At 66.7% G+C, this 7075-nt stretch carries 8 protein-coding genes and 2 pseudogenes; 6 read left to right on the plus strand and 4 right to left on the minus strand.

Annotated features, from left to right (window positions below; all coding sequences use genetic code 11):
* Together Q0D45_RS19760 and Q0D45_RS19765 are read right to left on the minus strand one after the other, a co-directional pair.
* Window positions 1-202: pseudogene (locus tag Q0D45_RS19760) on the minus strand (hydroxymethylglutaryl-CoA reductase); the annotation flags it as partial.
* A 15-nt stretch (window positions 203-217) separates the two neighbouring features.
* Complete coding sequence (locus tag Q0D45_RS19765) at window positions 218-703, minus strand: YajQ family cyclic di-GMP-binding protein (RefSeq protein WP_022977547.1); 486 nt, start codon at window positions 701-703, stop codon at window positions 218-220.
* A gap of 367 nt (window positions 704-1070) precedes the next feature.
* On the opposite strand from Q0D45_RS19765, the gene Q0D45_RS19770 reads away from it, so the two are divergent.
* The 6 genes from Q0D45_RS19770 to Q0D45_RS19795 are packed head-to-tail and all read left to right on the plus strand — an operon-like array spanning window position 1071 to window position 5789.
* A complete protein-coding gene (locus Q0D45_RS19770; RefSeq protein WP_293397095.1) occupies window positions 1071-2294 on the plus strand; it encodes an NHL repeat-containing protein in 1224 nt (407 codons plus the stop codon).
* An 11-nt stretch (window positions 2295-2305) separates the two neighbouring features.
* Window positions 2306-3568, plus strand: coding sequence for a hypothetical protein (locus tag Q0D45_RS19775; protein ID WP_293397098.1), 1263 nt, complete (start codon window positions 2306-2308; stop codon window positions 3566-3568).
* Complete coding sequence (locus Q0D45_RS19780) at window positions 3568-4086, plus strand: hypothetical protein (protein ID WP_293397101.1); 519 nt, start codon at window positions 3568-3570, stop codon at window positions 4084-4086. Before Q0D45_RS19775 ends, Q0D45_RS19780 begins: the two co-directional genes overlap by 1 nt.
* Window positions 4087-4093: 7 nt before the next feature.
* Window positions 4094-4756 carry an RNA polymerase sigma factor gene (locus tag Q0D45_RS19785; RefSeq protein ID WP_293397103.1) on the plus strand — a complete coding sequence of 221 codons (663 nt, stop codon included), beginning with the start codon at window positions 4094-4096 and terminating at the stop codon, window positions 4754-4756.
* A complete protein-coding gene (locus tag Q0D45_RS19790) occupies window positions 4753-5226 on the plus strand; it encodes a hypothetical protein (protein ID WP_293397106.1) in 474 nt (157 codons plus the stop codon). The genes Q0D45_RS19785 and Q0D45_RS19790 overlap by 4 nt, the downstream gene beginning before the upstream one ends.
* Window positions 5223-5789 (plus strand): periplasmic heavy metal sensor, encoded by a 567-nt coding sequence (locus tag Q0D45_RS19795; protein ID WP_293397109.1) that lies wholly within the window; start codon window positions 5223-5225, stop codon window positions 5787-5789. Before Q0D45_RS19790 ends, Q0D45_RS19795 begins: the two co-directional genes overlap by 4 nt.
* A gap of 4 nt (window positions 5790-5793) precedes the next feature.
* Here Q0D45_RS19795 and Q0D45_RS19800 read toward each other — a convergent pair whose 3' ends face one another.
* Together Q0D45_RS19800 and Q0D45_RS19805 are read right to left on the minus strand one after the other, a co-directional pair.
* On the minus strand, window positions 5794-6768 hold the full coding sequence (locus Q0D45_RS19800) for a fatty acid desaturase family protein (RefSeq protein ID WP_293397112.1): 975 nt from the start codon (window positions 6766-6768) through the stop codon (window positions 5794-5796).
* Window positions 6765-7075 (minus strand): annotated as a pseudogene (locus Q0D45_RS19805) (enoyl-CoA hydratase); the annotation flags it as partial. The gene Q0D45_RS19800 and the pseudogene Q0D45_RS19805, both read right to left, overlap by 4 nt.

The raw sequence follows: 7075 nt of genomic DNA on the forward strand, positions 1-7075 counted from the left end.
CGATCGGCACCTGGGCAACGCCGGCGAAGTTCTCGATGTTGCCCGGCAACACGCCGGGATCGAACGAGTAGTGGCCGACGTGATTCAGCGAGGCGCCCGTTTGCTGCTCGACAAAGCCGCGCCGTGTCGCCGCGATCTCGACGCTGTAGTCGTTGCTCTTGTCGCGCGGGACTTTCGCGGGCGGTTTCTGATCATTGGACATCGCGGGCTCGGCTCCTCAGTCGCGAAAATTCTCGAACTGCAGCGGCACTTCCAGCTCGGCCTTCTTCAGGAAGGCGATGGTGGTCTGCAGGTCGTCGCGCTTCTTGCCGTTGATGCGCAGCTTCTCGCCCTGGATCTGGCAGTCCACCTTCAGCTTGGCTTCCTTGATCTTGGCGATGATCTTCTTCGCCTGCAGCTGTTCGATGCCCTGCTTGATGGTGATCTTGCGGCGGGCACCAGCGAGGTTGGTTTCGACATCGCCCAGCTCGATGCAGCGCAGATCGATATGCCGGCCGGCGAGGCGCAGGCGCAGCATTTCCAGCAGCTGGTCGAGCTGGTATTCCGTCGGCGCGAACTGGGTGATGACGTTGTCGTCTTCCTGCTCGAAGCGGGCATCGGTGCCGCGCAGGTCATAACGGTTGCCGAGATCGCGCCGCGCCTGATCGATGGCATTGGTCAGCTCGTGCTTGTCGACTTCCGAGATCACGTCAAAGGAAGGCATGGAGGCTCCGGTAGGGCGGTTGTTGGATGCGCGGATTCTGCAGCGTTTGCCGTCGAAAAGCAGGGCTCAAGCGGAGGGCACAGCCGCCCTGCGCCTCCGCCGTCGAGGGTGGCGGCGGCCATGGGCCGCCCTACGTCTGTCCATTCCCGCGCCGCCGCAGATCATCGAGCACGGTCTTGATCCGGAATGGAAACCACAAAATCCCGAACTGGATGCCCGCCGACGCGGGCATGACAGAAGAGTGCGTTTCAAAAAAACTTCTCGGAACAGCGACGGAATCCCGCGCGCGGCCCCGTTGAAGGTTCACAGGCCATTGCCAGACCCGGTTGTGGCCGTTGCCTCGTGAACCTTCATGGAGTTGCCTCTGATGCCTCTGCCTTCGCTGCGTCTGCTGGATCGTCGTCGTGCTTCGTCATACCTGCGGCCGCTGCTGAGCGTTGTGCCGGCTCTGCTGCTGGGGGCCACCCTGGCCGCCTGCGGTGGCGGTGGCAGCAGCAGTGACGACCTGGACCTGATCAGCGCCACCAACGTCATCGGCCAGGCCGATTACGTGTCCGGCAGCGCCAACCGCGCCACCAGCGTCTCGGCGCTCGGCCTGGCCCAGCCGCTCGGCGGCATCGCCACCGACGGCACCAATTTCTTCATCGCCGATTACGGCAATCACCGCGTCCTCGGCTACGCCAGCGTGCCCGGCCCGACGACGCCGGCGCTGTTCGTGCTCGGCCAGGATTCCTTCACCGCCAACCTGCCCGGCACCGGGCCGACCCGGCTGGCGCTGCCGGCAAGTGTTTCGCTGGTCGATGGCCGCCTGATCGTTGCCGATGCCGGCAATAATCGCGTGCTGATCTGGAACAGCCTGCCGGTCGGCAATGTCGCGCCCGATGTGGTCATCGGCCAGCTCGATCTGAACAGTGATGATCCGGGCACGGCGGCGGACAAGCTGTCGTTTCCGGTCGCCGCGACGATCGCCAACAACCGTCTGATCGTCTCCGATCAGGACAACAACCGGGTGCTGATCTGGAACACCGTGCCGACCGCCAACGGCACGCCGGCCGATGTCGTGCTCGGCCAGACCGATTTCACCGGCAGCGGCGCCCGCGACGAGGAAGACGGCCTGACCACGCCGGCCGGTATCTGGAGTGATGGCTTCCGCCTGCTGGTCGCCGATTCCGGTAACAACCGCGTGATGCTGTGGACGCAGCTGCCGCGCACCAGCGGTGCCGATGCCAGCTTCGTGATCGGCCAGAGCGATTTCTCGCGGATCACCGCCGGCGTGGGCCAGGGTGCGCTGCGCACGCCATCCGGCGTCGCCTCCGATGGCACCCGGATCTGGATCGCCGATTCCGGTAATAACCGGGTGCTGGAATTCGACGCTTTCCCGATCGCCAGCGCCGCGCTGGCCACCGACATCTACGGCCAGGATCGCGACCACTTCACCAATCGCACGCCGAACGACGACAACCAGGACGCGGTCACCGACAGCACGCCGAGCGTCCGCACCCTGTCCTCGCCGACCGGCGTCAGCGTGTTCGCCAACACCCTGTACGTGGTCGATCGCAACAACCATCGGGTTCTGGCGTTCCCCGGCTGATGGCTGAGCCGATGCGATCCAAGTATTCGAGCTTGCTGTTGGCGGTGTCCGCAGGCCTGCTGACGGCCTGCGGCGGCACATCGCTTGACGTCGGCACCGGCACCGGGCCGACCGGGTTGTACATCGCCTATGGCGTGCGCAGCAGCGCGTTCGAGATTCCCGAATGCCTGGCGACGCAGGCAACGGCGGTGCTGCAGTTCGGCGGTGATGAATCGAGCAATGGCGATTTCACCACCCGCGTGGTCTGGCACTCGAACGCGCCGGACATCCTTTACGTGGCCGACGGCATCAACGCCGGACCGGACGGCATCCTGCTGGCGGCGGGCACCCTGGTTGGCCTCAAGCCCGGCCAGGCGCAGCTGTCGGCAACTTTCTCGAGCTTCACCGCCACCGCCAGTGTCGAGATCCGCGCGCTGGATAGCGCCCGCATCGATCCACAGCTGACCGACATCACCGAGCGTCTGACCCAGCCGTTTCATCTGCTGCTGCGGCCGACTGCCGAAAGCCCCGAGCAGGATGAAACCAGCTCGGTGCTCTGGTCGTTCGCAAGGCCGACGGCGAGCGCGGCGGTCGAGTCCGCGACCGGCATCGTCACCGCCAATTCGGCGAGCGGCGATGCCATCGAGCTGCGCGCCCGGCTGCTCGGCTGCGGCCGTGAATTCGGCCTGCCGCTGCGAGTATCGACGCCACGCGATCTGCGGGTCGATTACGAGCAGGGCAGCGAGCTGCGCCTGCCGGTCGGTTACAGCGAAGCGCTGAGTGTCTACGCCGAGTTCGCGACCGAAGGCAGCGTGCCGCAGAACCTCAGCACCGTCGTCGAGATCGACGGGCTCGACGACGATCGCCTGAGCATCACACCGGGCACCAATGCGCTGTACGTGCAGGCGTTGGAAACGATCGTCGATACCGGCTTCACCTTGCGCCTGCCGGATCGCAGCCTGAGCGTTGCCAGCAAGCGCTGGCAGACCACCGATGCCGAACTGCTGAGCTTTGTCCTGAGTCCGGATACCTTGAACGTGATCTATCCGGCCACCGGCCAGTTCACTGCGCTTGGCCTGTTCGATGACGGTGTCCGCCGGCCGGTGTCCAGGCACGTGGCCTGGAGCAGTGACGACCCCTCGGTGGTGTTCGCCACCGGCCTGGTCGACGACGCCGGCAAGGTCACCGTGCCGAATAGCGAAGTGACCACCACGGTCACCGCGACCATCGCCGCTGCAGTCGACGACGCCAGCGAGTTCGCTGTGCTGCGCGGCTATCCGGCCGGGAGCAAGTGATGCGCGCAATTCTGTCGTTGCTGATCGCGCTGCCGCTGTTGCTGCTCGGTGGCTGCCAGCGGCGCAGCAGCCTGGATCTGTCGTTGACCGTGCACGGCACGCTTGCCGAGAGCCACGTGCTGGCGCGGCCGGTGGCCGTCGAACTGCTCGATCCCGAGGGCCGGCTGCATCGGCTGCGGCTGCGTGAGCCGGACCAGATCGATCTGTCCGCGGCGCAGGCGCTGAACGCGCCCTTGCACCTGCCGCTGCGCGGCCGATTGCGGCCGGGTCATTACGTCGGCCTGCGCCTGGTGTTTGCCGACAGCGCCTGGCTGGAAGCTGCGAACGGCTCGCGTCAGCCGCTGAAGGTCGATGTACGCGGACCGTTCGCGCCGCTCGATGTCCAGCTGTCCGCGCATGACCGGCAGCGGCTGACGGCGCAGATCGATCTGCCGGCCTCGGTGCCGCAACAGGGCGTGTTTCACGAGCGCCTGAGCTTCCTGCCGGCGCTGAGCGTGTCGTCCGTCGGCAGCCGATGATCCGACGATGGCGAACTGTGCCACCGGTTTCGAGGTCTGCACGGAGTGGCCCGAATCCCGGCCCACATCGAAGCCTTCACCGATGATGGCCCTGTTGTCGCCCCCTGCCTTTGATGATGCGGATCTCGCCGATGTCGTGCTGGCCGGCGCCGGCGATCGGCTGGCGTTCGCAAGGATCGTCGGCCGCAACATCGATGCGCTGATCCGCTTCGCCGAGCGGATGCTCGGCAGCCGAGCCGAAGCCGAAGACGTGGTCCAGGACGTGTTCCTGCGCGCCTGGAAGCAGACCGCGAACTGGCGCAGCGGCGAAGCCCGATTTTCCACCTGGCTGCATCGGGTGGCGATGAGCCGCTGCATCGACCGGGTTCGTGGCCGCCGCGAGACCTCGCTGGACGACATTTCGCTGCTGGCCTCGTCGGATATGCCGCCGGATCACGGCCTGCAGCAGCAATCCGTGGCTCTGCGCGTGCAGCTGGCGCTGGCCGGGCTCGCCGAGCGGCAGCGGGCGGCGGTTATCCTGTGCCACTACGAGGAGATGACCAACATCGAAGCCGCAGCCACCCTGGAAATTTCCGTCGATGCGCTGGAGTCGCTGCTGGCCCGCGGCCGCCGCGCGCTGCGGGCGGCGCTGTTGCCGGAGCGCCAGTCGCTGATCGGAGATCTGACATGAGCGCCTTGATGAGCCTGGAGCGATTTGCCGTCATCGTCGACGCCTATGGCGCCGACCCGCGCCGCTGGCCGGCTGCCGAGCGCGACGCTGCGCAGAGCTTCGCCGCCGCCGATGCACGGGCCGCCGTGCTGCTCGCCGAAGCGCTGGCGCTCGATGCCAGTCTCGACGCCTTGCCGATCCCCGAGCCGGCCGGCGCAGTTCTGCGCCGTGCCGCGATGCCGCTGCCGGTGACGGCCCACAGTTCACGGTGGCAGGAATTGCTGGTCTTGCTCGGTGGCTGGCGTCTGGCCCTGCCGGCGATGGCGGTGGCGCTGATCGTCGGCATCAACGTCGGCTCGCACGCCGACCTCAGCAACTGGTCTGCAGATGCGGCAAGCCAGACTCAAGCAGCGAGTGCCAGCAGCAACACGCTGGCCGCCCCCGGCTTCGCCGAATCCCTGATGCTTGATCTGGAGAGCAGTACGCCATGACGCCCGCCATGAACGGTGACCTGCCGCGCAAGCGCAACAACTGGCTGATTGCCTCGGTCGCCCTGAACCTGTTCCTGCTCGGCGGCATTGCCGGCGCCTTGTTGCTCGGTCCGCCGCGCGGGCCATTCATGGATCGCGGCATGCCGCCAGAAGGCTTCGGCCCGGGACGCATGTTGTCGCCTGCCGGCCGCGAGCGGCTGCACAAGCTGCATCAGGAGGATCGGGAAGCGCTGCGACCGCAGCTAGAGGCGCTGCGCAGCGCCCGCAAGGCGATCGAAACCGCGTTTGCCGCCGAGCCTTTCGATCGCCCTGCGTTCGACATCGCGCAGCAGCAGATGGAAGCCGCTGAGCAGGGTCTTGCCATCGCCATGGGCGAGCGGGTTGTCAGGTTGGCGGAAACCCTGTCGGCCGATGATCGCAAGGCCTTCGCGAAAGCGATGGGTCGGCTGCCGATGGGCCCGCCCGGCATGGCCGGTGGTGGACCACCCGGCATGCCCGGCGACTTCAGGCCGCCTGGGCCGATGCCGCCCGACTCACCGGATATGCCGCCGCCAAGAGATTGAGCCGCTAGCGCGCCGTCGCCCGCTTCAGCACATCGATCATGCCGCTGGCCTGATTGGCTGGCGGAATCACGCCGTCGCGGATCAGCACCGCGTGCAGCTTCGGCAGATTCCAGTGCGGTGCCGACGGCATCAGATGATGTTCGAGGTGGTAGTGCTCGTGATGCGGCGCGAACAGCAGCTTCTCGAGCCAGTTCGCCGAGGTGCTGCGCGCGTGCAGCAACGGGTCGGTGGAATCCGGATCGTGCACGGCGGCGTGATCGGCGAGCACGCGGATGCGCATCGTCAACGGAAAGGGAATGACGAAGGCCAGCACCCACAGCGCATACAGCCAGCCGTGGCCGAGCGCGTACAGCGGCGCCCAGATCGCCAGCTGCCAGGCGATCGACACCGCGCCGCCGTTGGCGATGAAGCGCCTCAAGTAATCGGCAAAACCTTGCGGTCGTTCGTAGGCCAGCTTCTCGACGATGCCGTTCTGCTGGAACTTCCAGTAGCCCGAACTCATGCCGATGATGCCGATCAGGAACTTGATGCCGCTCTGCCCGGACAAGTCACGCAGCAGCTTGCGGCGCAGATTCGCGCGCGATACCGGATAGCGATCGACCATCACCCGATCCGGATCGTCCGGCGTGCCAGCCAGCCGGTGATGGGCCATGTGGTAAGCGCGGTACATCGGCATGTTGTTGAAGTTCGGCAGCGCGCACAGGTACTGGCCGATCCAGTCGTTGAGCTTGGCGTTCGCGAACAGCGAGCGATGCGCGGTCTCGTGGGTGAGGATCGCCAGGCCGACATGGACGCCGCAAAGCATCAGGGTCGAGACCAGCCAGCTCAGCGGATGCGGCCAGACGATGCTGATCGCGAACGCGGCGATCAGCAGGCCGTAATCCTTGGCGACCGAGATCGCACCGCGCCCGTTCGAGCGCGCCTTGAACTGCTCGCGCAGTGCGGGAGCGAGGACATAGCGTCGGGTGGCGGTGTTCATTGCGGAGTCTCGTTGCTGAAGGCGCCGTGACGGCCGCTGCCGGCGCTGAAGCGCGCGGCACCGGCCAGGGTTTCGCCGGAGCGCAGGGTGGTCAGGCCGAAGGCGAATTCCTGCGCCAGCGCATCGGCCTCGCTCAATTCGCCCTGGGCCAGTGCGCTGCTGCGATCGCCGCGCAGGCAGGCCTGCGGAAACGCAGCGATCTGCAGTGCCAATGCTTCAGCTGCGGCGAGTGCCGCGCCGGTCGGCACGACTCGATTGGCCAGACCGATCGTCAGCGCTTCATCGGCGGCCACGGCGCGGCCGGTGA

The sequence above is a fragment of the Nevskia sp. genome (genome assembly GCF_023266035.1).
GTDB lineage: Bacteria > Pseudomonadota > Gammaproteobacteria > Nevskiales > Nevskiaceae > Nevskia.